This window comes from Paraburkholderia sp. RL17-373-BIF-A (genome assembly GCF_046030175.1).
GTDB lineage: Bacteria > Pseudomonadota > Gammaproteobacteria > Burkholderiales > Burkholderiaceae > Paraburkholderia.
On record NZ_JARESO010000006.1, the window covers coordinates 172,462 to 199,125 of the forward strand.

Below are 26,664 nucleotides of genomic sequence, written 5' to 3' on the forward strand. Positions count from 1 at the left end.
CAACCGCCATCAGCTAGGCCGGTTCGGCCTAAGCCGACACCCCCTAGTACGCTGAACCACAAAGCCGGACAAATTAGTGGTTACACGGATTCCGGCGGTGCTAACGTTGCTCAGCTAGCGCCATGCGGGAACGGGCGCACGGGTACTTTTTTTGCAACGCAAATGGCTACCGAAGCGATGGAACAAGACTACGTCCTGATTGTGGAACCGAATCTCACCGGTCACCGCTGGCGATATGTCGAGTGGACCATGCAGGCCTGCGCTGAAGCCGGCTATCCGTGCATGCTCGTGACCGAGTGCGCGAACGAAGACCACCGGCTCCCGAGACAGATCACCGCCGCGAACCGCCCGGACCAGCAGATCGCGTTTGTCGATCCCGAGGAGCAACCCCGCGGCCTCATGCGCGATCCCAACGAATACTGGCGCTTTCACCGCTATTTCAAGCGCGTGCACACGATCATCAGCCGGATGCAGTCGATCCGCCTCGTGGTCGTGCCCTATGTCGATTATTTCTTCTATTCTCTGCCGTTTCTCGGCTCGCCGTTCGGCAAGACGCCTTGGATCGGCATCACGATGCGCTCGACGTTCCATCATCACAAGGTCGGCATCAAGGCGCCCGATCGTCCGGTCGTCAATGCGATCAAGGCGCTGCTCTTCAAGCGCGCGATTCGGACCACCGGCCTGCGCACGCTGCTGACGATCGATCCCACCTTGCCGGAATGGTCAGCGCGCAGTGCATCGAAGCACAGCGCGGCCATTGCCTACGTGGCCGACCCTTTTCCCGATGAACACGCGGAAAACCCCGTACTGGCCCGCGAGCGTCTGGGACTCGATCCCGAGCAGCGCTATCTGCTGGTGTACGGCTCGATCACGGAACGCAAGGGTATCTACGAACTGGTGCATGCGCTGACGCGTCTCGAGCATGCGCCCACGCTGATCGTTGCCGGCGAGCAGGATGCGGGCACGCGTCATTTCATGCGCAATCATGTGCGCAGCCTCAAGCCCGCGCCGCTGGTGCTCGACGCCTTCATTTCCAACGATATGGAACGCGATCTGTTCTCCGCGTGCGACGCCGTCTGGCTCGGCTATAAGGGGCACTACGGCATGAGCGGCGTGCTGGTGCAGGCGTACCGTTTCGGCAAGCCCGTAATCGCGACGGAAGACGGTTTGATCGGCTGGTTCAGCCGGCGTTGCGAGCTGGGGCCGATTCTGAGCGACCTGAGTTCCGCGTCGATCGGCCGCGCGATCACCGAGACCATGACCTCGTGGCCGCATGCGCCTCAAGCCACGCCGTCCGCGCGTGAAGACCTGCTGTCACGGCATACGCTCGGGCAATTCAAGCAGACCTTGCTGCAGCAGATGGCTTGATTGCACGGCAGGTTCTTCAATAAAACACGAGGCGTCCATCATTGCGATGGACGCCTCGTCACATGTGGCGTCGGTTTCGTCACTGACACGGCGAACTCATGTCTTGAAGTACCGCGGAAGTGGCTGGAATTGACGCGAAGGCTCCAAACGGTACGCGCTGTATGCCGCGAATCGAGGCCAGTAGCAAATCAGATAGGCGAGCGGAATAAAAGAGGTGACGGTAGTGACGCTGACGGTGGCGCTGATAAACAGAAATATCATCATGACGAAGCCGTCGCTCGCGGTAAATGCAATGACAGCGAAAACGACCAATGCGCTGAAGATCCCCAGTTCCGCTATCGTGCCGGGAAGACCACCAAACAGCGCACCGAGCGCCATGTCGTCCTGGATCAAACGGATATAGGGAAGGTACTTGTAGTGCGCCATCATGTCGGGTGCGCTGATGCCCTTGACGAGATCCTCCAGCCGCGCATCGAACACGAACGCATAGCCGGCCAACCGGTGGGCAAAGGTGTCCGACCCGAAGAAATTGTTGGACGCAAGGTACACCGAGATCGCTGAAATCACCGCATAGTAGCCAACCATGACCACCACTGGATGGAGCGAGCGCAATCTGTAACGGAAGGGATACAGCGCAGCGAAAAGGAAAAGCACCATCGACGACTTCGAGAAGCTGATGAAGAGGCCGAAAAGATAGAGAGCAATGAGTTTTTTATTGGGTGAATCGCTGAAGAGATGCAGGATAAGAGACGCCACCAGCAACGACGAGAAAAACCCCGCTTCGCGCGAAAATCCCGAGACCCGAGTGAAGTAGAACACCTCGTAGAAGTTCGTGTTGGTCATCGTCGCGTAGTCGCCCCAAATCAGTTTCGACAGATTGGTTGGCCCGAGCAGGAGCGAGAAATCACGATTGACGTAGTACATCGCGAATTGCACGGTTGCGAACAGGATATTGATGACCATCCACGGATGAAGGTAGCTGATGCGGCGCTCTGTCGTGTACATCAGATAGCCGATGCAGATGCCGATCGACAGGACCCGCACCGCCGCGGAGGGAGAAGTCAACGCGCTTGCCATAACCGCGATCAGCAATGGGCCGGCCCAGCGACGCGCCGTACCGGCGAGGAAGCGGGAAAAATCCAGATCGAGGAACGGGATCACGAGATAGAAATAAAGGGTGATTCCGTTCACCTGCGGATTGAGAATCACGCAGGTAAAAAACATGTAGAACAGCACGGATACTAGTCTGGAGTACATTGTTTTCTCAATGCAGGAACGCGCGACAACCGGCGGCCGACCGGCCGGCGGCGATCACGATGCGCCATGCTGTTGCGGTGGCGGAGCACTCGCCGCGGCATAGGCCGCTGCATAGCCGTAGCTGCGTTTCTCGCTGCGCCGTCGCGGCATCGCGTTGAATATCATGCCGATCAGACGCGCGCCGGCGCGATCAAGACTTTGCGCGGTGTCCTCGAGTTCCCGTTCGCTCTGGGCGCTCGGACGTACTACGAGCACCGTCGATCCGCCGAGAGAGGCGATCAGGTTTGCATCGCTCACCGCGAGCACCGGCGGTGTATCAACGATGATCACGTCATACAATTCGCCAAGACGGTCGAGGAGTTGTTGCATGCGGGGAGTCGAGAGCAGCCGGGACGGATTGGACGGGTACCGCCCTGCAGCGATAAACGAAAGTCCATGAACACCTGTGTTTCGAATCACGTGATTGACGTCGACCTGGCCAGCCAGAACTTCGGCGAGGCCACCCGCACCGGTCTGCTTCATGATGGCGGCCAATTGGCCGCGGCGCATGTCGCCGTCGATCAGCAGTACCCGTTTTCCGGCCTCCGCGCTGAGGACGGCCAGATTCGAAGAGATAAAACTCTTTCCCGTGCCGGGCGTCGCGCCTGTCACGACAAGCACGTTATTCGGCGCGTCCTGAATCTGCCGTTGCAACGACGCGCGTATGCCCCGTAAAGCTTCAAGCGGCATGTCATCGTACCCGTCGGTGGCGAGCAGGAAGCGGCCGCCGGCCAACACGGGATCTTGCGGAGCAGAGCCGCTATAGGCCAATCTGGGCGGCGATCCGGTTATCCTTTCGGCCCCTGTTTGCTGTGCTCTCCCCGAAAGGCCTTTCTTCGCCGGCTGCAAGTTCAGACTCTGCGCACGGTCCAGCCGGGCCTGCTCGTCACTGAACAACACGTGACCAAAGACAGGCAGGTTCAGATGGCGCTCGGCCGCCAGCGAGTTCTCGAGCGCCGACGACCATAGGCGCCGCACAAAGACGTACAGGAACGCCGCGATCAGACCGCCGGCGGCGCCCACGCCGATCACCAGCGGGCGCTTGGGTTTCACAGGGTCCACGGGCAACAGCGCGGTGTCGATGATGTGTACGTTCCCAAGCGTCCCAGCCTGCGTCACCGCCAGTTCGTTGGATTTGTTGACCATAGCAACATAGATATCTTCGGCGACCTTGACGTTGCGTGTGAGGTCGGCCGACCGGCGCTCGGACGCGGGCAACTGGTCAAAGCGCGCTTCGAACGCGCTCTTGGCATTCTGCAGAAGTTCGAGTTGGCTATTGACGGTCTGCACGTCACGCGAGTTTGCTGCAAAGTGACTTTCCAGCGCCGCTTTTTGCACCTTGAGCATCGCGATCTGACGGTCGAACTCAATGCTGCCCTGGAGGTAGGACGCGGCTTCGGTACCCGCCTGCATCGAGCTCGACGCGGTTCTGTACTGGCTCAGTTCGGCCTCCGCTTGCGTCAGGTTGGCGTGAAGCTTCGGCAGTTCTCCAACGATAAAGTCACGGGTCGTGAGGGCCTCGGTGCGGTGCTGCGCTATATGAGAAGCGATATAGCCCTGGGCGATGCCGTTGGCAATTGCGCGAGCCAGTTCCGGATCGGTGTTTTCATAGATGATCTGCACGACGCCGGTGTCCTTACCCGACTCGCTGACTTTCAACTGATGCTGGAAACGTTCGATTGCCTTGACGTCGCTAAAGCGCACGAGCGTGAATTCGGTTCCGGGGCGCCCGACGAGCCGATCCATCGTAAGCGCCACGCCGTTGGCCTGGGAGGGTACGCCGGGTGCGCCCGTGAGCAAGGTCCGCCCTTTCGGATCGGTGAGACGGTAGTGACCGCCAGCGAGAGCGGTCAACGTCAGTGATTCGTCTTCGAGCCAAGCCGGAACAGTCAGCGAACCGACCGACGCTTCCTCTCCGCCCCATGCAAAGGAGCCCAAACCGATGGGCGCCGGCATTGGCTCACCCGGCGTGGCAAATTGGCTGGTGATCGCTCCGATAACGGGGATGCGGTTCGGCGTGATTGAGGTGTCCTGCTTAAATTTCTTGATCACCGGCGCAATCACGCTCCGGCTTTGGATGATCTGAATCTCCGCCTCGGTAGGCAACGTGGGCGGAACGACCTGCTCCGGCGTCTTCGACGCTTGACCGAGCGCATTGGGCTGAGGGAAATCAACTTTGACCAACGCATCCGCGGAATAGACGGGGGTTGCTGCGAATGCATACAGCGCGGCCAGTCCCGTGACCACCGCGACAATGCCGACGATCAACCACACGTTGTCCACGATCAGGCGTGCTAGTTCGCCGGCGGAAAACGCATCGACGTTGTTCCGTAGCCCAACCGGCGCAGTACGGGAAACACTCGAATTCATACGACGAACTCCTTGTTTGTTAGAACCAGAGTGAACCACTGGCCGGGAAATCCTCTTCCCGAACGCGCCTCGCAGTTCGACAGGCGCATCAGATTGGATCAGGGGATCCGTCACGCTTGCGTGAGGATCAAGGGGTCGTTGGTGGCAGGGGTGGAGCGGTCCGGTCTCGCCTGACAGATTGCGGCGCCGCAGCGACATCGTCTGTGCTGTAACGCACACGACTTAAAAATCGCGCTACACAGAAGGGACGGACCAAAAGAAACAGCCCGCGGCTTATAGAAAGCGCGGGCTGCGGAGGTAGAAGGCTTGCTGCGCCGGGACGCCGGCGCGACGGATCGGGTTAGACCGGATTGGCGGCAACGAAATTCTTGAAGGCCGCATAAGACGGATTCTTTGTGACGCCGTCTGCCTGTATGAGGCCGAAGTCCGGATCGATCAGGCAGTACATCTGGACGGATTGAATGTTGTATTGATCCTTGAGCGATCGATACTCCGTCAGCGCCTTGGTTACATAGCTAGCCTGTTGCGCCGGGGTGACCTGGTTGCCCTGCCAGCCCCATTCCGTCAACCAGATCGGCAGGTTAAAGGAGTCTTTCAGAACTTGCAGTACATTCAGGCAAGCGTTGTTTCGCCAGCCACAAATGATATCGCCTGAACTCTGGTACCAGTGGTAAGTCGTGTAGTCCCAGCGAACCTGCGCTGCGCCTGAAACGCCGTTAGCCGAGCCGTTGGGCGTGATGCCGCTCCACAGCATCTGCAAGGCGCGATAGGCAAGCGGGACACCAACGTTGACGCCGCATTGGATCGTCGGGTCGATCGCCTTCACGCCGTCGATCATGCCCCGAATCACGCCGCGGAATGCCGGCCAGATCGCGGGACTATAGTTGTTCGTGTTGCTACCGTCACCGTTCGTAATCAGGCCGTTCGAGTCGAGCTCGTTACCGCACTCGATGTACTTGACGAGGCCCTTCAGCGGCTTGGCGATGGACGATCCCAGGTTGTAGCCCAACGTGTATGCGGCCGATTCGGAACCGTTCTGGTTATACGCCGTCGACCAGACGTTAATACAGGGCATGATGGACACGCCGCTGCCGGCAAACGCACCGGTCAATGCGTTGGCGACCGTCTGAGCCATGCCTGCGTCTGCTACGTCGACGCGATAGGTCGTAACGCCGAGATCCTTGAGCAACGCCAATTGGGCAGCTGCCGACATGGTGTGGTAGATACCGTCGGGCCACGCAAGGTGGCCATTCATGCCGTAGAACAGCGAGCCCGAAGTCGACCCGGAAGTCGCCCGGGTGACGTTGACCGTGATGGTCTGCGTGGTCTTGGTGCCGCCCGCTTGTCCCGCCGCAACGGAAAATGCGACCACATCGATCTGATGCGAACCCACGGTCAATTTAGTCGTATCAACCTGGATGGAAAATTTGCCGCTGCTCGGCGTCGTGTCCGCGCCGATCTTGGCGACCGTCGCGTGGTCGTAAACGGCCACGTTGCGCCAGTTGGTGCCGGCTGTGCCGGTCACTGTGATGGTACCGGAGATAGTCGCGTTGGCCGCAGGGGTCGTCACGGTGAAGCCGCTTGAGCCGGCCCTGTTGGCCACACTTGCGTCATTGGCTACCGCCGCGGGTGAGTCGCCGCTGCCACCGCCGCCGCATGCGGAAAGTGCAATCGACCCGGCACCTGCGACGAGACCGGCGAGGAACTTCCTTCGAGGTACTGATTCAGCAGGAACCAAAGAAGGGACGGACAGTGGAAGATGTTGCTGATTTTTCGGTCGGGTAGGTAAGGTCATGAGTACAACTTACGCAGTTCGGTTGGGGATCGCAGTATATGTGCCCGCCTTTTTCGTATGTTGTAACTGGATGTAAAAGCGCAGCGATAAGGCGAACTATCTCCAGACTTATGCGAAGAAGCAAATATCCGCATTACGCGTATCTAAAAAGAGAACATATGTGCGCCGCCGCACATACGAACTGTTGTGTCCGCGCAGCAGTAAAACAATTATTTACCTATTAATTAGGGGTTTTCAGCACTTAATTTTTGTGCTTCATCCCGGCTCCAAGCGAGTTCTCGCTTTGTTTTCGGACAACCCGTCCCCGATAAAAGATTAAGTATCGCGCGGATTTATTCAGACAAATACCAACTCCTCCTTCTATTTTGTCTGATGAATAAGGGTAAAAACTAACGACACAAAAAAGTCAGACCCTTAAATCGTTAGAGGGCCGACCGCATGTTCGCCATAGAAACTCTTTACGCGCGCACTTCTTCGAAGTCGATTACGCCATTGGCTTGAAAGAGTTTAAGTTTTCATAATTCATTTAAATTATTCTCCATACGAAATGCCGGCCGCCCTTTTGGATGCCCGTAGCCATGGGCAATCAACAAAATGCGAGTGCGCCTGTCTGCCGCGCGGAGTGCCTGTGCGCCGGCGTGACGCTACATACTCGAACGCAAGCGCGGCGGCGAATGCTCTGAAAGTTCGATTTCGTACTGACGAGTGGTCCGGCGCACCGTATTTTGGTTCTGCTTGCCGCTAAAGAACGCGGAGTTCCGCGTTGCCTTCAGGTGCCTGCAGACGCCTGCCTCTTGCTCATCGAACCGACTGAGCCATTTTCATAAGATTCAACGAGGATTGATCCGATGCCGACGATTCATCGCCGCCGCAGCCTATTCAGATCACGCATATTCGGGCGCGCTACGCTGTCTGCTCTACTGTTCCTGACTTTCTCAAGCGGTTCGTACGCGCAGGTGAAGCTGCAACTGGCCAACCCGGCGGGCTCGCAAGTCATGCTGACAAGCGGAAAGAAGACACTCCAGTTCAAAGTCGTGCCGCCGGACCATCTGCGCGCGGCGAAAATAACGGTGGGCGTTTATTCCTATGACGGCGACGGCAAGCCGGCGCCCACTCCAGTCGCCTCGTACGAGAAAACCATCGGCAGCATGCAGGGTGGTAAGGCGATCGACATCGACGTAGCGATCCCGCGTGCGGGTCTATTCCGCCTCGACGCAACCGTGGAATCGGCGCATGGGGAAACGCTCGGCAAGACAACGAGCACGCTGGCTGTCGTCGCGAAACGCGACGAGGTAGGGCCTTCCGACTTCGGGGTCGGCACGCACTTCGCTCAACACGTCACACCACCAGCGTCGGTGCTGTTGCCGCTCGTCAAGCAGGCTGGATTCTCGTGGATTCGGGATGACCTCTATTGGGCGGCAATCGAGAAAAAACCCGGTGTGTTCAAATTTCCCAAGAGCTACGACGACTATCTTGCCTTATGTAAGCAGCTCGGCATTTCGCCGTTAGTCGTTCTCGGCGAGGGTAATGAGGCCGCCTATCCGACACTCTTCCCAAAGTCGAATTTCCCGCTGTCAGCCGACGCTCGCGCGCGCTTCGCGGATTACGTCGACGCGGTGGTCTCCCGCTACGGTGACGATGCTGTGACTGCTCCCTACGGCGGAACAGTTAAACATTGGGAGGTGTGGAATGAGCCGGACTTCAACAAGATCAGCTACGCCGCCTACCTTTCACTACTATGGGAAACGTTCGGCGCCGTTAAGGATGTCAACGCCGATGCATCGGTCATTTCCTGCGGCGGTGGCGGCTCGGGCGGCGGCCCCGGCGGCGACTGTGTTGTCGGTTTACTCAAGGAAGGAGGACTGAACGATCAGACCGGATTTAGCGTACACCCCTATATGTCGCCGAATACGCCAGAAAGGGGTTACAAAACCGAAGGCGCTCCAATCGACTCCGTGAGCATTCCGACGGTGTGGCCCTACCTGAAAAACTTCACTGCCGACCGTGTAAAAGCAGACGGCCGACCTCTGCAAGTTTGGGTGACGGAGTTCGGCTGGCCTGTGAATCCTAAAGAGCCGGGGCAGGATGAGGCCACGCAGGCGGCCAATCTTGTGCGCAGCTATTTGCTATCGCGACGCTATGGCACAGTTCGCGTCATGTTCTGGTATGACTTCGTCGACGACGGCACCGACCTCAACAACATCGAACATAATTTTGGCTTGCTGCATCACGACCTGACACCCAAACCCGCATTCGTCGCGGCGTCCGTATTGAGCACCACGCTCGGCAAGCGTAACTGGGCAAGAGCGCTCGTCGACGAGGAGAACCTCAAGGCGTATCAATACGGAACCGATGATCCAGTTATCGTCGGCTGGACGGTCGACGGCAAGCAGCGCGTTGCATCAGTCAGCCTGCCGCCTGGAAAATATATTCTGCGCGACTGGCAAGGCGTCGACACACCGGTCACGATTACCGCGCAGAAATTCCAGTGGCGAGTGGGTCCGATTCCCCGTTACCTTGTGCCAAACCGACCGTAGTGTCAGTACACGCCAGTGCGCCGGACCGCCACGCAGAGCGGCATGCATGCACGCTCAGGATAACTGCCCACCCGCAGCAGCGGCGGGCACTTCCTCGCGCACCGAACTGCTGCGCTTTTCTGGGAACAGTGCATTGCGCATCAACAGGAACGGATACTCGATAGCACGCGTGGTCACATAGCCGATCGCAATCGCGATCGCAAACTGCGCCGTAAGCGCGACGACCCAAATGAGGCTCGGCGCAAAACCCAGCGCGGTCGCTTTACGAATCAGCATGTCGCCGGGCGCGAGCGCGAGCGAATGCCACAAGTAAATACCGTACGAATAGAGGCCGATCCACGCCACGCCGCGATAGATCCACGACTTACGCAGCGATCCGGAGTATTCGAGCACCAGCACGATCAGCGCAGCAAAGCCAAGCGCTTGAATCGTGTAGCCGATGCTTTCATCCAGTGCGAGGTTCTTGGTGGCGAAAGCGAGCCATGCGCAGAGCAGGACGACGCTGAAGATCAGCAGCCACTTGCGCTTGGCGAGCTGATGGTAGACGCCGGGTTTCATCCAGTAGATCGCGGAAAGAATCACGCCCACCAGCAAGCTGTCGATACGATATTGCGTGTAAGCAAACGCCCCATCGAGATTACCGCCCGCCACTGCGAAGCAACGCGCCGTGAGCACCACCGCGCAGATGCCGGTAAGCACGCTGACGATCGTCCACGCGCCGAGACGCCAACGCGCAAACACCAGCAGAAGCGCCGGCAGCACCAGATAAAAGTGCTCTTCGACCGCCAGACTCCACGTCTGCGTAATCGACGTGCCCAGATAGTTCTGCAAGTGGGTGAGGTTCTGGAACAGGAAGGTATTCCACGGGTGGCGGCCGGCCAGCACATGGAAGACGATCAGCACGTAATACGCGGGCCAGATGCGGAAAATCCGGCGGATGATAAAGCGCCGTGCATCGACCTGTCCTGTTTCGGCGTACTGTCGAAGCAGCAGACCGCCCACCAGAAAACCGCTCAACGTGAAAAACAGGTTCACGCCTTCACGGCCGAAACTCTTCAGTGGGTACTCAATAATCTGGATGAGGTAATTGCCGGTATGTACAGCATGAAAGTGAAAGCCCATCACCATGATGATCGCGATGCCGCGGACGAAGTCGAGTTCGATCGCCCGTCCGGCTTTTGTGGGTCCCGCCCCGCCGAATAACTTCATGTTGTGCTCCGGTCCCATGCAAATGCGGTCATGCAAGATTGCGGTCGTCTCTCGCGGGCCCATGTCCCTTTTTGCATCTTCGGTGTCGGCAAGCGTGCGTGCGCGCCAACTTCAAGGCATTGACCGACAACATACGCAAGTGTGCGCGCGTCTTGCAGAGCTTACGCTTGCCGCGACCGCCAGAACCCAGGCAATGGTCGACGAATGCGGTCCAGCCCACTAACAGGCGTGCAGATTCCTTCAAAATAACCCGATGCGAGACCGTCCACTGTAGACCGACGGCGAAACGACGGTGACGGGGAGGAACTCGGTAATGCGCCACCAGTATGCAACGCCCTGGATATGGTTTTTTCTGCTGCCGCTTGCGTTCGACTATAAGGCGACCGACGCGAATACGGGTCACTTCGCGCAGTTCATCTTCGTCCTGCCGGCGATCGCCGCAGGGATTGCCCTTCTTCTCATCGCGCCGCGTTTTCACGAGCGCTCGCGGCTGCGCTCGGTCGTCACTTGGAGCTTGATCCTGTGCGTGTTCGGCAGCATCGTCGCCCAACTGGTTCAGGATAACGACACCGGCAACTATTTACGGACGCTGCTGCCGTTCACTCTCTTCATGCTGGGTTATCTCGTGGCGTGCCGCCCGTGGAGCGAATTCCGCATCGCCCAGTTCGAAAAAGCCCTGTTCGTCGCCAACGTCATCAGCCTCGTGTTCACCATGGTCTACGGCATGGCGACGGGCGGCGGTCTCGACGACGTGCGCTTCCGTATCCTCTCCGTGACGCTGCTGGGTTTGCAAGGCGTATTGCTCCACGAATTCATCGTGGCAAAGCGTTTTTCGCTCTTTACCGTGTCGATCTTCGCGCTGAGCGTCGTGATCGAATTGCTGAGCGTGACCCGCAGCGTGATGGTCGGCACAGTGCTGCTGTTCCTGATCGCCATGGGACTGAGCGCGCCGTCGATCCGGCATATCTGGCGCGCAATGAGCCGCACCATGATCATCGGCGCCGTGCTCGCCGGCATGGCCGGCGTCGCGGCCCTGACTTTCCCGACCGTCGCCGAGCACTGGACGCAGCGCATTTTCTTCTCCGAGGAAACCCGCTCCGGCAAGGATCCGACCACGATCACGCGTCTCGCGGAAATGCGCGACCAGTACGATCAGGTCACCGCGCAGCCGGAGACCTTGTTGTTCGGCGAAGGTTACGGCCACTACTATCGCTACTCGCCGGTCTATCTGCCGGACCTTGCCGGCCAGATCAGCGAGAAGGACTTCTACGCGATCAACGAATGGGCCGCGGGCCACAACTTCTGGGTCTATCAGTTCTTCGCGGGCGGCCTGTTGTTCGGCATCGGCATGCCGTTGGCCACGCTCGCCGCACTGGCGATCTGCTTCTTCTCGTATCGCTATTGGCGCTCCGTCGTGCCCGACGCACCCATGCTGCCGGTGCTCGGGCGCGCCATCATGCTGTTTGCCGCGCTGCCGGCCACGTCGATCGGCGGCAATCCGCTTGGGCCGCGTTTTTCTGGCCTCATATTCGGCGTCGCGCTCGGCTTGATGATCGCCACCCACGCGCGTTTGCAGCGCGCGTTGCCGGCGCGCGCGCGGCGCTTCCGCAGGCCGCCTTACGTGCGCCCGGAAGCGATGCCGGAATTGCCCGGCCGGATCCAGCCGGGCATGGGCCGCGCGGACCTCACGTCCACGCTCGGCGTGTCGCGCACGGCCGGCTCCTCGTCCGACGCCGGCCAGTTCGGTGCGCTCGTCCCGCATACGCCGCCCAGGCATCGCTCCAACCGACCGAATATCGCCCGATGAAAATCCTCCACCTGCTTGCAAGCGTCGACCCACGCGCCGGCGGTCCCGTTGAAGGCGTCCGCCGCAGCGGCATGGCGATGCGGGAGGCCGGACACGAGATCGAAGTGGCGACCTGCGATGCCCCCAACGACGCCTACCTTGCGGCCTTTCCCTTTCCGCTCCACGTCTTCGGCCCGACCAAAGGCCGCTACAGCTTCAGCGAACGCCTCGCGCCGTGGCTCGCCGACAACGCGAAGCGCTTCGACGCGGTGATCGTCCACGGCTTGTGGCAATACCACGGCTTCGCGGCATGGAAAGCGCTGCACAAGAGCGAAGTGCCGTATTACGTGTATGTGCACGGCATGCTGGACCCGTGGTTCAAAGAGGCCTATCCGCTCAAGCATCTGAAGAAGTGGCTGTACTGGCCGTGGGCCGAATATCGCGTGTTGCGCGACGCGCGCGCCGTCATCTTCACGACCGAGGAAGAACGTACGCGGGCGCGCCAGTCGTTCTGGCTGTACCGCGCGCATGAACGGATCGTGCCGTTCGGCACGACGGTGCCGCAACTCGAAGCCGCGCCGCTGCGCGAAACCTTCCTCAAATCCATACCGAGCCTGCGCGGCAAACGCATCGTGCTGTTCCTCGGCCGCGTGCATGCGAAGAAAGGCTGCGATCTGCTGATCGAGGCATTCGCGCGCGTTGCCAGCCGCGATCCGGCGCTGCATCTCGTGATCGCAGGTCCAGACGAAACCGGCTGGGCCTCGACGCTGCGCACCCAGGCGCAGGCGGCCGGCATCGCGCATCGCGTGAGCCTGCCGGGCATGCTGCAAGGCGAACTCAAGTGGGGCGCTTTTCATGCGAGCGACGTGTTCGTTCTGCCGTCGCATCAGGAAAATTTCGGCGTGGCGGTAGCAGAGGCGCTCGGCTGCGGACTGCCGGCGCTGATCTCCGACAAGGTCAACGTGTGGCGCGAAATCGAAGCGGACGGCGCGGGGCTGGTGGCCGCGGATACCGTCGACGGTACGGAAAAGAATCTCGTGCGCTGGCTCGAACTCGACGACTCGGCTCGCGAGGCGATGCGCGCACAGGCGGCCCGCACTTTCAATGCGCGCTTCCGTGTCGAGACCATGGTCAGCGCGCTGACTGCCCTGCTCGAGACCAAGGGCGGCCACGACGACGTGCGTGAAAACGACAACACCCTCACCACGCTGCGCGAAGCAACCCAGCAAAGCCGCTGATCACCGGCGGCATTCCACGGCCTGAAGGCCTCACTTAAAACGAAGATGGCGCGCCTCGTGCGCGCCATCTTCGTTGGTCTTCATCAAACGCTCACTGCTCTTTCATCACCGGCGTCAAGGTCGAGGCCGCGATCGGCAACGTCTCGACTTGAGGCGGCGTCTGGAGCGACATGGTCGCGCTGTTCGCGGCTTCGGTTCGCGTACTGCCTACGGCGTCCGGCACATCCAACTGTCGCATCAAATGACCGGCGAGACGCAGCGACAACGCGGCAATCGTGATGGTCGGAAAATTGGCGCCGACAGTCGGAAACACCGAGCTGCCGCCAATGTACAGATTGCTGATCCCGTGCACCTTGCAATCGCGATCGACCACGCCCTCGCGCGGTGAATCGTGCATGCGCGTCGTGCCCATGTGGTGCCACGTGCCTTCCAGCTTCACCGGCCACGTCCGGCCTTCGAGCGGCGCATCGAGCGTGACGTCCGCGACGTTCGCCATCTGCAATTCCTGCGCGAGCAACTGGAACGTTTTATCGAAAGTGCGCTGCACCTGGTCGCCCAGGCGCCACTCCACCCGCACGCGCGGCATGCCGAAGTGGTCGCGCTTGTCGGCCGACAACGTGACGCGGCTATCCGGATTGGGCTCCGCTTCGACGATGGCCTGCAGCGTCACGTCGGTGATCAGCGCGGGCCATTGCAACAGCCGCGTCAAACCGAAACCGACAGTGTGCAGCGGGTGCGCGATCATGGTCTCGATGTCGCGCTTCACGCTGCGGCCGGGCTGATCCTTGCCCATCAGCGCTTCCTTGAAACGGATCAACGCCTCAGAACCCGCGCTGCCTTCGCCGTACCATTTCGAATAGAGCCACACGCGTGAATTGAGCAGCTTCTCGCGTTCCATCCACTCCTGCTTCGGCGCGAACTGGGACGAGATCTTCGTGCCGTGCGCGGAGACCGCCACATTCTGGTAGTGATACTTGATGTCGTACAGCTTGTTGCGCGCGATGCCCGGACGAAAGCGCACCTTGCCCGACATCATCCGCGGATGGTCCATGAAGTAGCGGCCGACCAGATCGTTGGCATTGCCGAGCCCCGCAGCCTGCACGTTGTTCGACGCAAGCAGTAGGCGCGCGTTTTCGATGCCGCCCGTGGCCAGCACGAAAATCCGCGCGCTCACCGACATCGCGCGGCCGCTGATGGTGGCCACCTTCACTCTGGAAATCGTCGTGCCTTGCGCATCCGCGTCGATATTGAGCACGTTCGCATGAAGGAACACGCGCACCCGTGTCGAGCGCGACAGTTCCTCGCGATACACCTTGCCGAAGCGCACCGGCGGGCTGAACTGCGCAACGGTATCACGCATGTCGCCGGTGGCGAGCGGCAGACGGCGCACGTCCTGACGCCCGATCTCCTGCTCCCAGTAACCAGGGTCGAAATTCTGCGGACCGAGCTTCAGCAGTTCATGCGTGCGCGCATAGTAAGGCTCCAGTTCGTCGAGGCCGAACGGCCAGCCGCTGTGCGCAATCCAGTCGCGCTTTTCGAAGTCCCAGGGATCGAGCGGGCGGCACCAGCCGCCCCAGCAGTTGCTGCTGCCGCCGAAATACCGGCTGCGCGAGCCGTCCGCGAACGTGTAGGGCAGCCCGATGTTCTCGCCGCGATAGAGGTCGCGGGTTGCGTCGTCAGGACCAAAACCACCGCTTTCGAGCATGCAGGCGTCGATACCCGCCCTCGACATTTCGAGCGCGAGCGTAATTCCCGCCACGCCTCCGCCGATGATGCAGACGGTCGTTTCAATGACCGTGTTTTGTTCAACAGTACGCGTATCGATGAACATCCGCTACTCCCCATCTGCTTCACGCATTTCCTGAGCGCGTCACGGTTCGCCAAGCGGAGCTGGCAACCAGGCCACGCAAACGTCGCGGCCGGAACTTGCATTGGTGCTGCCACGAACGCCGCTCATCATGCAGCGCGGCAATCCCCATTGTGGCAGTCGACATTCCGGCAAAACGACCTCGGCCTCCCAGCGTACAAAACGCTGTGGTTCTATGTCTGTGGTTCAGGTCACGGAATCGAACCGGTTCCTGATAAATCGGCAAGGATTTCCGCCGTACACGCCCTCCGCTTCCAGCGAACGATGCACGACCGACAAAGGTGTCACGACCGCCGAGCGGCCGATGGTCACGCCCATTTGCACGACGCACTTCGAAGTGATCCAGACGCCGTCCTCGATGATGATCGGCGCGACGTGCAGATCCATCGTCGTGCTCATGTCGTGAGAGCCCGCAGTGAGGAACGTGCCTTGTGAAATGCACACGTTCGAACCGATGCGAATCAGCGTCTGGTTGTAAATCCACACATCGACACCGAACCAGCAGTTGTCGCCCACCTCGAGATTCCACGGCGCCTTCACGCGCACCGGATGCACGAATCGGCAACCTGTACCGATCTTTGCGCCGAACAGTCGCAGCAACGCAACGCGCACACCTGAGAACGGTAGCAGTTTGTTGTTGATCACACAGGCTTCCAGCACGAACCAGATGAGCTCGATCAGCGCACCGCGCTTGGCCTGATAGTTTCCTTTTCCGGCCTGCGACAGATCGATGACGCGGCCGTCTTCGCGCGCGCCCTCGGCTTGCGGCATGCGCCCGACGTGTGGATCGTCGGCTACGTTACCCATCAGCTTTCTCCGAACCACGAACAGTGGTAAACATACGCAGGCATGCCAGGCAAACCTCTCACATTATGTTGCCGCGCCTGGCTCGACTTCGCGCGGTGGCTGTGAGGGCAAGCGTTTTGGCGGCTACACGCGTACCGGTCGGCGCACGATAGCTTTATCCCGACAGCATTTCCCTGGGGAATGAGATGATGACCTCGCTTCGACACACCGCTACCTGGACGTTTCTCGCGATCGCATCGTGCGCGATGCCGGCGTTCGCACAGAATGCCGCACCCAATCCCGCCACGGCCGCCCGCCCTCCCGCCGCGACGGCGGCCAACGGTTACGGTCTGAACGCACAGCTTCCCGCCGACCGGCGCGCCGCGCACCGCAACAGCGAGCAAGGCCTGCTCGGTGCCCCGAACCCATACGGCACCGACGGCGCGCAAGGCAATACCAACGACGCCCAACGCGCCGCGCTGCTCGACTCGCAACGCATGACGGTGCTGGGCGGTGATCAGGCTGCGCAACCGGCGGTGGGCAAGGGCAAAGGCCAGCGCAAAGCGCCGGCTGCGGCCAACGGCCAGGTCCGTGTAGCCGGCCAGCCGGGACGGCCGAATGCGGCCGACGGTCTGACGCCCGAAGGCGCCGCGAGAGCCACCTATACCGACCCCTACGCCAGCAAGCAGGGTGTCTACCGTTCTCCGTGGTGATTTCGCCTTCATGACAAGGGCCACGCGCCGGATCAATCCGGCGCGGCTTCCTCCGCAGTAGCCGGTTTTCGCCGGCGCCTCGCTGCAACACCTGAAGGCCGCGCGCCGAAAGACGGCGTGCCGCCTTTGCCGCGTTTACCGTCCACCTCAAGCAACAGCATCGCGAGCCGTTCCTCGAAGGCGCGAATCGTCGACTCCGGCGAGAGCGCGCGCTCCGCATAATTGCGCGCCGCCTTGCCGAGTGCCGTGCGCCGTTCCGCGTCGCTCGCCAGCACCGTGATCGCCGCCGCCAGCGCTTTCACGTTGTCCGGCGGCACGACCACGCCGCGCGGCGCCACGGCTTCGTAGAGCGCCGTGCCGCGACGCGCCATCGCCACGGTCGCGCGTCCGCTCGCGAACATGCCCGTGAGCTTGGACGGCATGACGAGATCCGCAGCGTCGCCGCGTTGCGGCAGCACGTGAATGTCGGCGAGGTTGAGCAGTTCGTTCAGGCGGTCCACCGGTTGCAGCGGCAGGAACACGCAATTCGTCAATCCTGAGCAGCGCGCGACCAGACTCTCTTTCGCGGCGCCGCTGCCGCAGAACACGAAGGTGAGGTCCGTGCGTGCGGCCAGCGCGACCGCTGCATCCGCAAGCGTTTCGATGCCCTGCTTCGCGCCCATGTTGCCGGAGTACAGAATCACTTTCTGCTCGGCAGGAATCCCGAGCAAACGCCGGAATTCGCTCGGCCGCGCGAGCGGAAAGATGGTCGACACGTCGACCCAATTGGGCAGGCAGACAACCCGTGACGCGTCGACGCCCTTGGTCGTCGCGCGCGCGCTCATCTGCCGCGTGATCGACGACACCGCGTCGAAGCGCCGCAGCAATGCACTTTCCACCCAGCGTGCGGTGCGAGCCGCGAACGAGCTTTTCAGCAATCCCAGATCAAATGCCGCATCGACCTCGTAGTCCTGAATATGCAGCCACGCGCGCGCGCGCGTGATGCGTGCGAGCATCAGCGAGCCCGGCGCGCACATCAAGGTCGGTGCGATCAGCATGACCGCGTGGGGGCGCCACAGCACGTGCCGCACGAGCAGCGGCAGCGAGGTCGCCGCGAAGGTCGCGAGATGCAGCATCCGCTTCAGGCCGCTCGGACGCGCCGGCACCCATAGCGGCGCGCGCCAGATCGCCACGCCGTCGCGCGTCTCGTGCTGATACCGCCACGAAACGTAGCCTTCCCCAATACGCCACTCCGGGTAGTACGGCGGCGCGCACACCACGCGCACCTCATGTCCGCGGCTCGCCAGCAGCACGGCCATTTCCGCCGTGTACTTGCCCACTCCCGTCAGCTCAGGCGCATAGTTGATGCCGTAAATCAATATCTTCATCGTGGCTGCCAGAACAAGTTAGGGCGTGATGCGCGCGACGTGGCTGGGCGGAGCGACTCAGTCGCTCAACATCAGTGCACAGCCGCGGGCGATGTTGGCAGCCGCGGAAGGCGGATCGAAACGGCGAATCACGTCCATGCACCGGCGCGCGGTGCCGCCCGCGTCGGCGAAGGCCTCCATTGCCTTGAGCATGGTGCGTTGCAGGCCAGCGACATCGCCCGCTGTAAACGCATAGCCGCTCACCCCGTCGATCACCAGTTCCGGCACGCAGCCGCAACTTTCGCTGACCACTGCCGGGCAACCATGCGCGAGCGCCTCGTTGACCACCAGTCCCCAAGGTTCGCTGTAACTCGGCAGCACCATGCAGGTGGCACCGTAGTATTCCCGTGTAAGCGGCTCGTCCTGCAGACTGCCGACGAACGTCACCGCGTCGCCGAGTTCGAGCTCAGCCACCTTGACATGCAACGCTTCGCACATCGGGCCGGTGCCGACAATGCGCAGCTTGGCCGCCGGAATACGCCGCCGTAATCCGGCGAGCGCCTCGATCAGCGTGCCGATACCTTTCTCTTCGGACAAACGCCCCACGAACAGAAACACCGGCGGATTACCCGCACGAGCGGCGACCCGCTCGACCAGCGCACGTTCCGGCGAAAACGAACCCGGCATCGCCGCGGCCTGACATGGCACGAAAATCTTGTCGCGCTTCGCGCCAAGCGACAGCAGATACTCGCGGCTGCGCTCGCCGAAGCCGAAATAGCCATCGCACAGCGAGAAAAACACGCGCTTCGGAATCGACGTCAGCAGCTTTTTAGGCCGGTCACGCGCGGTCGAGTCGCAGAACACCGCACGCCGTTTGCCGGTCACGATGCACGCCGCGAGCATCGCCCAGTATTCCGGGCGGTGATAGCCCGGCAGCACGATCAGATCCGATTTGGTGCGCAAGACTTCCCACGTGAGCCGTGCGATCAGTTTCATGGTGGGCACGTCTTCGTAGCAGCCGTCGAACAGCTTTTGCATCGGATAGCGATGAAACGAGTAATCGACGTCGGAAAAGCCGACGCGGTCGTGCTCCGTATCCGCGATCTGCACCATCGAATAGCGAATCGCTCCGGAAGCCGAAATGTTATGCAAGGCGGAAAACACGACACCCTTGTGGCGCGACCACACGACGTTGTGGAAGATCGTGACTGACGCTGTCATTTTTATGCCACTCCTCGAAAAATCGACCTGCGTGCCTTGCGCGTCCTGCGCATGCACAGCGTCCCAAGCGGTCCTTTACTCCAAAGCCGCGCGCCTAGGCCTCGATGGCGGCAGCCGGTGTCGAACCAGCGTGTGATTCGACGAAGTCCCGATACGTGGATGCGATTCCGTCCTCCAGACCGATCGTGGCCTGCCAGCCCATTTGCGCGAGGCGCGAGACGTCGAGCAGCTTGCGCGGTGTGCCGTCGGGTTTCGAGGCGTCGAATACGAGCTCGCCTTCAAAACCGACGACCTTGCAGATGCATTCGGCGAGCTCACGAATCGACAGGTCCTCGCCCACTCCGACGTTGAAGAGGCCCTCCGTCACGTTGTGCTCGAGAACGAACAGCGTGGCCGCGGCAAGATCGTCGACGTGCAGGAACTCGCGGCGCGGCGTGCCCGATCCCCACACCGTCAAAGCGGCGTCGCCATTCAGCTTCGCTTCGTGCGCCTTGCGCACCAGCGCCGGCAACACGTGGCTGCTCTTCAGATCGTAGTTGTCGTTCGGGCCGTACAGATTGGTCGGCATCAACGCGACGTACTGCGTGTTGTACTCGCGGTTGTACGCTTCGCACAGTTTGAGGCCGGCGATCTTCGCGATCGCGTAGGCGTCGTTGGTCGGCTCCAGCGGTGAGGTCAGCAGGTACTCCTCCCGGATCGGCTGCGGACATTGCTTCGGATAGATGCACGACGAACCGAAGAACACCAGCCGCTCGACTTTGGCGCGGTACGCGGCATGGATCACGTTGGTTTCGATCACCAGGTTTTCATAGATGAACTCACCCGGCTGCGTCGCGTTCGCGAGAATGCCGCCTACGCGCGCGGCCGCGAGCAGCACCACGTCGATCTTTTCGCTTTCGAAGAAGCGATTCACGGCCGCCTGATCCGTGAGGTCGAGCTCCTTGCGCGAGCGGGTGATCACATTCTGATACCCCTCGGCAGCGAGACGCCTGACCAGCGCGGAGCCCACCATGCCGCGGTGGCCCGCGACGAAGATGCGTGCTTGTTTGTTCATCGCAAGTTACTCGTGATGTTCCAGCGCCGTGAATCCGGCCAGCGTGACGAGCGCGTCACGTCGTGCAATCTGATAATCCGAGCGCACCATTTCCTTGACGAGCGACTCGAACGAGGTGGTCGGCCGCCAGCCGAGCTTCGCATGCGCCTTCGACGGATCGCCGAGCAGCGTCTCGACCTCGGCGGGCCGGAAGTAGCGCGGATCGACACGCACGATCACGTCGCCCTGCGACATCCTGATCTCGCGCCCTTCCACCTTCTCGACGACGCCGACTTCATCCACGCCGGTGCCTTCGAAACGCACGGTGACGCCCAGTTCAGCGGCAGCGTGCTGCACGAACTGACGCACGCTGTACTGCACGCCGGTGGCGATCACGTAATCCTCCGGCTGTTCCTGCTGGAGCATGCGCCATTGCATTTCCACATAGTCGCGCGCATGGCCCCAATCGCGCAGCGCCGACAGATTGCCGAGATACAAGGTCTTCTGCATGCCCACGGCGATACGCGCAACGGCGCGCGTAATCTTGCGCGTCACGAAGGTCTCGCCGCGCACCGGCGATTCGTGGTTGAACAGAATCCCGTTGCAGGCATAGAGGCCGTAAGCCTCGCGATAATTGACCGTGGTCCAGTACGCGAACAGCTTGGCGACGGCATACGGGCTGCGCGGATAGAACGGCGTAGTTTCCGACTGCGGCACCTGTTGCACGAGGCCGTACAGTTCCGAGGTCGAAGCCTGATAGAAGCGCGTCTTCTCCTGCAAGCCGAGAATCCGGATCGCTTCGAGAATCCGCAAGGCGCCGAGGCCGTCCGCATTGGCCGTGTATTCCGGCTCCTCGAACGACACCGCGACGTGACTCTGCGCGGCGAGGTTGTAGATCTCGTCCGGCTCGACGCGCTGGATCACGCGCAGAATGCTGGTCGAGTCGGTCAGATCCGCGTGGTGCAGAAAGAGGCGCTGGTCCGGATCGTGAGGATCGCGATAAAGGTGATCGATCCGGTCTGTGTTGAACAGGGATGACCTGCGTTTGATGCCGTGTACGTCGTAGTCTTTGGCGAGCAGCAACTCCGCCAGATACGACCCGTCCTGTCCAGTGATGCCGGTGATCAGCGCGACCTTACGTTTCATGGAGCCTTCTCCTCGTTAACCTTTGCAATGCGAGTGCCACAAGCTTTGCCGCGCGGCCGGCAGTCGGCCGCTGTCTCAACCGGCGATGCTGTCGTAGCCGTAGTAGCCGCCCTGATAGCCCGAGCCGAGGAACGCGCCTTCCTGCGGCACATCCGTCAGCAGCACGCCTCTGAGCCCCACGCCGCCATTGCGCAGCCGCTTGGCCGTCTCCATGACCTCGTTGAGCGGATGGCGGCCGTGGCGCACCACCAGCAGCGTCGTGCCCGCGTACTTGCCGATCACCGTCGAGTCGGTCACTGCCAGAACCGGCGGCGTGTCGACGATCACGAGGTCGTAGTGCGATTTCAGTTCTTCGAGCATCGTTTCGAAACGCTTGCTCATCAGCAGTTCGGCCGGATGCGAGGGCAACGTGCCCTTGGCGAGCACGTCTAGACCCGGCAGCACGTCGCGCTGGATCATCGAGCTCAGATCACCGCCGCTCAGCACGTCGGACAGACCCGGCTGATGCGCGACACCGAAATGCGAATGCACGTCGCCGCGCCGCATGTCGCCGTCGATGATCAGCACACGCTTGTTTGCCGACGCCACCAGCGCCGCCAGATTCACCGACAGGAACGACTTGCCGGAATCGGGCCGCGAGCCGGTGATCATCACCACGTTGTTCTCGGCGTGATCGAGCGAGAGCTGCAACGAGGTGCGCAGATTGCGCACGCCCTCCACGGCGATGTCTTCCGGTGCCTGCTGCGCCAGCACATGCAGCCCGCGACGGCGCAGCATGACGTTTTCCTGCAGCTTCAGCTGGGTCTGGCTGCGCGGCACCACCGCGAACACCGGCACGCCGAGCATGCCTTCGAGTTCGTCCGGACGTTCCACACCGCCGTACATGGCGCGCTTGAAGAAGGTCAGCAGAATGCCGAGCACGAGGCCGCCGCCGAGCGCGATCAGGATCGCGATCACGCGCTTCGGACGCACCGGTTCATCAGGTGCTTCGGCGAAGTCGACCACGCGCACGTTGCCCACTTGTCCCGCTTTCGCCACGCGCAGTTGCTGCGCGCTATTCAGCAGATTCGTGTACAGCTCCGTGTCGACGTGCACGTCGCGCAGCAGCCGCAATGCGGTTTGCTCCGTATCCGGCATCACCGCCACGCTGCGATTCATGTTGGCTGCCGCGCCTTGCAACGCGGCGATCTGCGCGTCGAGCGAGGCCACCGCCGGGTGATTCGCCGTGAAGCGTTGCGACATCTCCGCGCGTTGCTGCTGCAGATCCATCAGCTTGGTCTTGTTATCGACGATCTGTTGCAGCAGCAGGCGGCTTTCTTCGCCCAGATCGACCGTGCCGTGCGTGTTGCGGAACTTGTTGTAGCGTTGCTCGGCGTCGTCGAGTTCCTTGCGCAAGCCCGGCAGTTGCTGATCGAGAAAAGCCAGCATGTGCTCGGCCTCGGTCGAACGGCTCTCCACATCCTGACGCACGAACTCGCGCGCCATGCTGTTGACGATCGCGGCCGTCAGGCCGGCGTCGCCGCCTTCAAGGCTCGCGCGGATCACGCCGGATTGCAGCGTGGTTTCCTGCACCAACAAAGCCTTTTGCAAACGGTCCACGGTGCTCAGCGTCGAGGCTCGCTGCAATTCGAAACGCGAGCCGGCGGCGCCGACCAGCTTGTCGACGCGCAGCGTGATCGGGCCGTCGGCGGTATCCGTTTCCACGGTTTCGCCGACTTTCCCCGACAGAATCGCAATACCGTTCTTGTCCCGCAGCACGTACGACCCGTCATTGCCGGAAATCAGCGTGAAAGTCGCGTCGTACATTTCCTTCGAGGTGTCGAACCGCGACACCGAAATGCTCTCGTCACCCCATGCATAGCCCGACAGGTTGATGAACTGCGGCAACTTGAAGCCCCATTGCCCGTTCACCAACCCCGCAATCATTCCGCCGATGAGCGGAAAATAGCGCGGCGTAGCCGTGATATCGAGGTGCAGTTTCTTGACGGTTTCTTCCGTGACGAGCCGCGACTTCAGCAACTCGATCTCGGCCGCCGTCGAAGGCTTGGTGTCGAACATGCCGGTGAGCGGCGGCAAGGAATCCTTGCCGTTCGCATTGGCATTCGCCGTCTTGTCCTCGACGTGAAACAACACATCCGCGCGGTACGTCGGCGGCGCGAGGAAAGCGTACGCGCACCCCAGCGCGAGCGCGATCAGCGTCACCATCACGATCGTGCGCCAACCTCGCACGATCGTCCGCAGATAGTCCGACAAGTGAAGCTCGTCCGGACCGGACACGTCGGTGTAACGGTTTTCAAAGTTGATTGCCATTTTCTTCACCCAACAAAGCCCGGCGGTTCAAGATCACGTTGTACGGTTACTATTTCGCGAGGACGGCGCCCGTCACAGCCGCATTGATTGCCGGCAGCAGCAGGTTCAACACACGGTTGAAGCGGACCAGCCCGCCTTGACCGACATACACCACGTCCTTCGGCTGCAGTTCGAACTGATTGGCGAGCACCATCGACACCGGCGAGGTCGCGTCGAGGTGGTACACCTCAGGCGCTTCGCTCGTCGAGTTGCGGATCACGAACAGTTGCCGGGCCGCGGCCGTGTTCGAGTCGAAGCTGCCGCTGTCGGAGATCGCCTGCGAAAGCGTCAACGAGCCGTTGCGCATCGGCAGGATGGTCGCCGGTTTGTTGACCTCGCCCATCACGTAGACACCGCTGTCTTCGCGCGACGCCACCCGCAGCATGTCGCCCGGTTGCAGATAGATGTCCGACGGATTTTTGCCACGCTTGATCAGATCGTCGAGGTTGAGCTGATACGGGACGCCATTGCGGATCAACACCACGCGGCTGCGATCCGCATTCGCGCTGAGGCCGCCGCTCAAGCTGATCGCGGTCGTCAGCGACATCGGAATGTCGTTGACAGCCTGAGAGCCAGGCGTGCGCACTTCACCGTCGACATAAACCTGCTGCGCGCGGAACGAGGCCACCCGCACCGTCACTTCCGGCTTCTGGTACACCTTGCTCAGACGCTTCGCCAGGTCCTTCTGGATCGAGGCGACGTCCCTGCCCGCCACATGCACGTTGCCTGCGTACGGAAACTGCACATCGCCGTTTTCGTCGATCAGGAAGCCAGGTGCGGCATCCGTCGTCTTCGTGTTCTGTGCCGGCTGACCGAGTGCGGCAGCCAGTTCCGGGTGATCCCATACGACGATCTGCAGCACGTCGCCGGGGCCGACCTTGTAAACGGTCGGCTTGCCGAACAACGCGACCGTTGCCGGCGGCAGCGCCGAGCTCGTCTGAGCCTGGTTCATCTTGCGCAGCAGCGCGAGGTTGATATCGGTAATCGGGATCTGCTGTTGCGATGCCGCTTCAGTACTGTAATCACCACCCGTGTCCTGAATTGCGGCAGGCGTGACCATCCGCTGGCCCGGAGCGATGCCGCATCCGGAAATCAACGTTGCAGTAGCGAAAACCAGGAGACTTCCCGTGCGTAGACCAAGCGAGCTCATGATGTTTCCTCCTTGTGCCACGGCGTTTTTCCTCAAAGTAGAAAGCGCGTAGCGTTTTTAACAACTAATAAGCGTTTCGATGCACCAGTCCGGCGACTATCGTCGCGCCGATAATCCGCATGTCGAGTGCGAACGACCAATGGCCCAGGTAATACAGGTCATGTTCGACACGACGTTCCATCTTTTCGATGCGGTCGGTTTCGCCACGAAAACCGTTGATCTGTGCCCACCCCGTAATCCCCGGTTTTATGCGGTAGCGATTGATATAGCCCGCGACCACTTTCTGATAGAGGTCGTCGTGCTCGAGTGCATGGGGACGCGGTCCTACGACCGACATGTCGCCACGCAACACGTTGTAGAATTGCGGCAGTTCGTCGAGGCTCGTGCGGCGCAGGAAAGCGCCCACTTTGGTCACGCGCGGATCGTTGCGCGTGGCCTGCCTGACGGTGCCTTTTGGCTCGATATGCAAACGCATCGAGCGAAACTTGTAAATCGTGAATACGTGACCGTCTGCGCCTTTGCGTTTCTGCTTGAACAGAACCGGACCGCGCGACGACAGCTTCACCGCGATCGCAATGGCGAGCATGACCGGTGCAAGAGCGATCAGCGCGGTCAACGCGAACAGACGGTCGAAAATTTCCTTCTTCAGCATCGAACTGGCGGACAGCGGCGAAGCCACGAGATTGATCGCCGGCACGCCGAGCAGATCGATCACGCCGCTGCCCTCGAAGAGCGCGAGGCTGCGCACGTCCGGCATGAAACGGATGTTCACCAGATCGTCGCGGAATTCTCCGACCAGCGAACAGATCAACGGCTCTTCGGAAAGCGACAGCATCAGCCACAGTTCGTGCACGTCGTTGGTCCGCATGTAGCCGGCCAAAGCATCGACGGTATCGAACACCGGCACGCCCGGGCTCGCGACCGACGACACGTCCGGACGCGCGTTGTACACGGCCGTAGCGCGAAAACCGGTGGTCGGCGCGGCGTTGATCCGGCGAATGATCGCGTCGCACTGCGAGCCGCTGCCGACAATGGCGACCTGGTGCAGATTCATCCCGGCGCTGCGCGCGCTCGCCAGCACGGCGTGCGTCATCAGCCGGTACGCGATCAGCAGGCCGCCGGTCACCGCCGTCCAGTACGAGAACCACAGCCGCGACACGAAGTCGATCCGATGCAGCGAATACATCAACACGAGAGCGCTGCCCTGCACCATCAGCCACGCGAGCGACACCTGGCCGGCCAGCACCAGCTTGGAGCGGCCGCGCCATGATTCGTAGACGCCGAACGCCGGAAAGATGGCCAGCGCGAACGCCGCGGAAAACATCACGAGCGCCCAATAGAACCCGGATTGAGCGAGGTAATCAAAGCGGATCTGCGACGCCACCGCCGCTCCCGCCAACACCAATGCAACATCGAAAACCCGCGCGAGCAAATCCTGAAACTTGCGCATTCTG

Annotated in this window: 18 protein-coding genes; 5 read left to right on the plus strand and 13 right to left on the minus strand. The window is 61.2% G+C overall.

Features of this window, described 5'->3' with window-relative positions:
- Positions 1-162: 162 nt before the first annotated feature.
- A complete protein-coding gene (locus P0D80_RS09850) occupies positions 163-1,368 on the plus strand; it encodes a glycosyltransferase (protein ID WP_132375915.1) in 1,206 nt (401 codons plus the stop codon).
- 96 nt (positions 1,369-1,464) lie between these two features.
- Here the strand turns inward: P0D80_RS09850 and P0D80_RS09855 are convergent, their stop codons facing one another.
- The 3 genes from P0D80_RS09855 to P0D80_RS09865 form a co-directional block, all read right to left on the minus strand.
- Positions 1,465-2,577: a hypothetical protein gene (locus P0D80_RS09855; protein WP_408283266.1), complete on the minus strand. Its 1,113-nt coding sequence runs from the start codon at positions 2,575-2,577 to the stop codon at positions 1,465-1,467.
- Between the two features lie 102 nt (positions 2,578-2,679).
- Positions 2,680-5,034 carry a polysaccharide biosynthesis tyrosine autokinase gene (locus P0D80_RS09860; RefSeq protein ID WP_408283268.1) on the minus strand — a complete coding sequence of 785 codons (2,355 nt, stop codon included), beginning with the start codon at positions 5,032-5,034 and terminating at the stop codon, positions 2,680-2,682.
- A 340-nt stretch (positions 5,035-5,374) separates the two neighbouring features.
- Complete coding sequence (locus P0D80_RS09865; RefSeq protein ID WP_408283271.1) at positions 5,375-6,829, minus strand: glycosyl hydrolase; 1,455 nt, start codon at positions 6,827-6,829, stop codon at positions 5,375-5,377.
- An 848-nt stretch (positions 6,830-7,677) separates the two neighbouring features.
- Between P0D80_RS09865 and P0D80_RS09870 the strand changes: the two genes are divergently transcribed.
- Complete coding sequence (locus tag P0D80_RS09870; RefSeq protein ID WP_408283275.1) at positions 7,678-9,366, plus strand: glycoside hydrolase 5 family protein; 1,689 nt, start codon at positions 7,678-7,680, stop codon at positions 9,364-9,366.
- Positions 9,367-9,420: 54 nt separating this feature from the next.
- Here the strand turns inward: P0D80_RS09870 and P0D80_RS09875 are convergent, their stop codons facing one another.
- Entirely contained in the window at positions 9,421-10,575 is a 1,155-nt protein-coding gene (locus P0D80_RS09875) for an acyltransferase family protein (protein ID WP_408178808.1), read from the minus strand.
- Positions 10,576-10,888: 313 nt separating this feature from the next.
- Between P0D80_RS09875 and P0D80_RS09880 the strand changes: the two genes are divergently transcribed.
- Positions 10,889-12,382, plus strand: coding sequence for an O-antigen ligase family protein (locus P0D80_RS09880; RefSeq protein ID WP_408178809.1), 1,494 nt, complete (start codon positions 10,889-10,891; stop codon positions 12,380-12,382).
- Positions 12,379-13,599, plus strand: a complete 1,221-nt coding sequence (locus P0D80_RS09885) for a glycosyltransferase (RefSeq protein WP_408283280.1) — start codon at positions 12,379-12,381, stop codon at positions 13,597-13,599. Before P0D80_RS09880 ends, P0D80_RS09885 begins: the two co-directional genes overlap by 4 nt.
- Positions 13,600-13,690: 91 nt before the next feature.
- Here the strand turns inward: P0D80_RS09885 and P0D80_RS09890 are convergent, their stop codons facing one another.
- Both P0D80_RS09890 and P0D80_RS09895 read right to left on the minus strand, forming a co-directional pair.
- On the minus strand, positions 13,691-15,430 hold the full coding sequence (locus P0D80_RS09890; protein WP_408283283.1) for an FAD-dependent oxidoreductase: 1,740 nt from the start codon (positions 15,428-15,430) through the stop codon (positions 13,691-13,693).
- Positions 15,431-15,652: 222 nt separating this feature from the next.
- A complete protein-coding gene (locus P0D80_RS09895; protein ID WP_132375924.1) occupies positions 15,653-16,273 on the minus strand; it encodes a DapH/DapD/GlmU-related protein in 621 nt (206 codons plus the stop codon).
- Between the two features lie 185 nt (positions 16,274-16,458).
- Here P0D80_RS09895 and P0D80_RS09900 point away from each other — a divergent pair, with 185 nt between their 5' ends.
- Positions 16,459-16,965 carry a hypothetical protein gene (locus P0D80_RS09900; protein WP_408283286.1) on the plus strand — a complete coding sequence of 169 codons (507 nt, stop codon included), beginning with the start codon at positions 16,459-16,461 and terminating at the stop codon, positions 16,963-16,965.
- 32 nt (positions 16,966-16,997) lie between these two features.
- Here P0D80_RS09900 and P0D80_RS09905 read toward each other — a convergent pair whose 3' ends face one another.
- From P0D80_RS09905 to P0D80_RS09935, 7 genes are all read right to left on the minus strand, one after another.
- Positions 16,998-18,332, minus strand: a complete 1,335-nt coding sequence (locus P0D80_RS09905; protein ID WP_408178812.1) for a glycosyltransferase WbuB — start codon at positions 18,330-18,332, stop codon at positions 16,998-17,000.
- A gap of 57 nt (positions 18,333-18,389) precedes the next feature.
- On the minus strand, positions 18,390-19,532 hold the full coding sequence (locus P0D80_RS09910) for a glycosyltransferase family 4 protein (RefSeq protein ID WP_132375927.1): 1,143 nt from the start codon (positions 19,530-19,532) through the stop codon (positions 18,390-18,392).
- 94 nt (positions 19,533-19,626) lie between these two features.
- A complete protein-coding gene (gene fcl, locus P0D80_RS09915; RefSeq protein WP_408178813.1) occupies positions 19,627-20,586 on the minus strand; it encodes a GDP-L-fucose synthase in 960 nt (319 codons plus the stop codon).
- A gap of 6 nt (positions 20,587-20,592) precedes the next feature.
- Positions 20,593-21,711 carry a GDP-mannose 4,6-dehydratase gene (gmd, locus tag P0D80_RS09920; protein ID WP_408283291.1) on the minus strand — a complete coding sequence of 373 codons (1,119 nt, stop codon included), beginning with the start codon at positions 21,709-21,711 and terminating at the stop codon, positions 20,593-20,595.
- Between the two features lie 75 nt (positions 21,712-21,786).
- Positions 21,787-24,021 (minus strand): polysaccharide biosynthesis tyrosine autokinase, encoded by a 2,235-nt coding sequence (locus P0D80_RS09925; RefSeq protein WP_132375930.1) that lies wholly within the window; start codon positions 24,019-24,021, stop codon positions 21,787-21,789.
- A gap of 49 nt (positions 24,022-24,070) precedes the next feature.
- Complete coding sequence (locus tag P0D80_RS09930) at positions 24,071-25,210, minus strand: polysaccharide biosynthesis/export family protein (RefSeq protein ID WP_408178814.1); 1,140 nt, start codon at positions 25,208-25,210, stop codon at positions 24,071-24,073.
- Between the two features lie 64 nt (positions 25,211-25,274).
- The gene (locus P0D80_RS09935) at positions 25,275-26,660 is read right to left on the minus strand and encodes an undecaprenyl-phosphate glucose phosphotransferase (protein WP_342960127.1); all 1,386 of its coding nucleotides are present in this window, start codon (positions 26,658-26,660) and stop codon (positions 25,275-25,277) included.
- Between the last annotated feature and the right edge of the window lie 4 nt (positions 26,661-26,664).

Bases quoted from the DNA above. Each gene is read 5' to 3' on its own strand.
- P0D80_RS09895 (WP_132375924.1), bottom strand. From the start codon at position 16,273: ATGGGTAACGTAGCCGACGATCCACACGTCGGGCGCATGCCGCAAGCC.
- gmd (WP_408283291.1), bottom strand. From the start codon at position 21,711: ATGAAACGTAAGGTCGCGCTGATCACCGGCATCACTGGACAGGACGGG.
- P0D80_RS09930 (WP_408178814.1), bottom strand. From the start codon at position 25,210: ATGAGCTCGCTTGGTCTACGCACGGGAAGTCTCCTGGTTTTCGCTACT.
- P0D80_RS09865 (WP_408283271.1), bottom strand. From the start codon at position 6,829: ATGACCTTACCTACCCGACCGAAAAATCAGCAACATCTTCCACTGTCC.
- P0D80_RS09850 (WP_132375915.1), top strand. From the start codon at position 163: ATGGCTACCGAAGCGATGGAACAAGACTACGTCCTGATTGTGGAACCG.
- P0D80_RS09875 (WP_408178808.1), bottom strand. From the start codon at position 10,575: ATGAAGTTATTCGGCGGGGCGGGACCCACAAAAGCCGGACGGGCGATC.
- P0D80_RS09935 (WP_342960127.1), bottom strand. From the start codon at position 26,660: ATGCGCAAGTTTCAGGATTTGCTCGCGCGGGTTTTCGATGTTGCATTG.
- P0D80_RS09925 (WP_132375930.1), bottom strand. From the start codon at position 24,021: ATGGCAATCAACTTTGAAAACCGTTACACCGACGTGTCCGGTCCGGAC.
- fcl (WP_408178813.1), bottom strand. From the start codon at position 20,586: ATGAACAAACAAGCACGCATCTTCGTCGCGGGCCACCGCGGCATGGTG.
- P0D80_RS09890 (WP_408283283.1), bottom strand. From the start codon at position 15,430: ATGTTCATCGATACGCGTACTGTTGAACAAAACACGGTCATTGAAACG.
- P0D80_RS09910 (WP_132375927.1), bottom strand. From the start codon at position 19,532: ATGACAGCGTCAGTCACGATCTTCCACAACGTCGTGTGGTCGCGCCAC.
- P0D80_RS09870 (WP_408283275.1), top strand. From the start codon at position 7,678: ATGCCGACGATTCATCGCCGCCGCAGCCTATTCAGATCACGCATATTC.
- P0D80_RS09880 (WP_408178809.1), top strand. From the start codon at position 10,889: ATGCGCCACCAGTATGCAACGCCCTGGATATGGTTTTTTCTGCTGCCG.
- P0D80_RS09885 (WP_408283280.1), top strand. From the start codon at position 12,379: ATGAAAATCCTCCACCTGCTTGCAAGCGTCGACCCACGCGCCGGCGGT.
- P0D80_RS09860 (WP_408283268.1), bottom strand. From the start codon at position 5,034: ATGAATTCGAGTGTTTCCCGTACTGCGCCGGTTGGGCTACGGAACAAC.
- P0D80_RS09900 (WP_408283286.1), top strand. From the start codon at position 16,459: ATGATGACCTCGCTTCGACACACCGCTACCTGGACGTTTCTCGCGATC.
- P0D80_RS09905 (WP_408178812.1), bottom strand. From the start codon at position 18,332: ATGAAGATATTGATTTACGGCATCAACTATGCGCCTGAGCTGACGGGA.